This window comes from Pseudoalteromonas rubra (genome assembly GCF_000967655.1).
Lineage (GTDB): Bacteria > Pseudomonadota > Gammaproteobacteria > Enterobacterales > Alteromonadaceae > Pseudoalteromonas > Pseudoalteromonas rubra_A.
Window position 1 is genome coordinate 1 of record NZ_JXYA01000165.1, and the last position, 597, is coordinate 597.

Annotated in this window: 1 protein-coding gene; it reads left to right on the top strand. The window is 43.4% G+C overall.

Features of this window, described 5'->3' with window-relative positions; all coding sequences use genetic code 11:
* Window positions 1–336: 336 nt before the first annotated feature.
* Window positions 337–597: Hsp20 family protein (locus tag TW77_RS24055; protein WP_046007336.1), on the top strand; the 261-nt coding region annotated here is incomplete at its 3' end.

A 597-nucleotide genomic window follows, 5' to 3' on the forward strand; every position in this document is an offset into this window, starting at 1 on the left:
ATCCAGCTTCGCCTTCGTCATTCCGGCCTTGAGCCGGGAACCACCGACAGCAAAAGGGTGACTGACCGGAGCAAAGATCCAAAGCAAATAACCAAAAATAAAAGCACTTAAAATCAATAAGATAAAATGAACCTAAAACTTTTTTCAAAAAACTTCCTTGAAAAGCATTGGCCCCGGCCATAGATAGATTTGTGAGGACGCCGACAGGGTCCAAAACAAGGCTAAGACTTTGTTTTAAAAGTCTTTATTCAAGTAATGTTAGAGTTAAAAACCCGCTATTTACTGGTTTATTGCAAAGAGTAAATGGCTTAATTATCGCTTTATGAGGATATGATTATGCGTACAGTAGATTTATCACCCCTTTACCGTTCATTCATCGGCTTTGACCACCTTGCATCTATGATGGATGCGGCGCAGCGTAGCAGCGAAAAACAGCCAAGCTATCCGCCTTACAACATCGAAGCTTTAGCGGAAGACAAGTACCAAATTACCATGGCGGTGGCCGGCTTTACGGAGCAGGAGTTGTCGCTTGAGTCGGAAAATAACACGCTGACCGTTAAGGGCGAGAAGCAAAACAAAGAAGACAAAACCGACCGT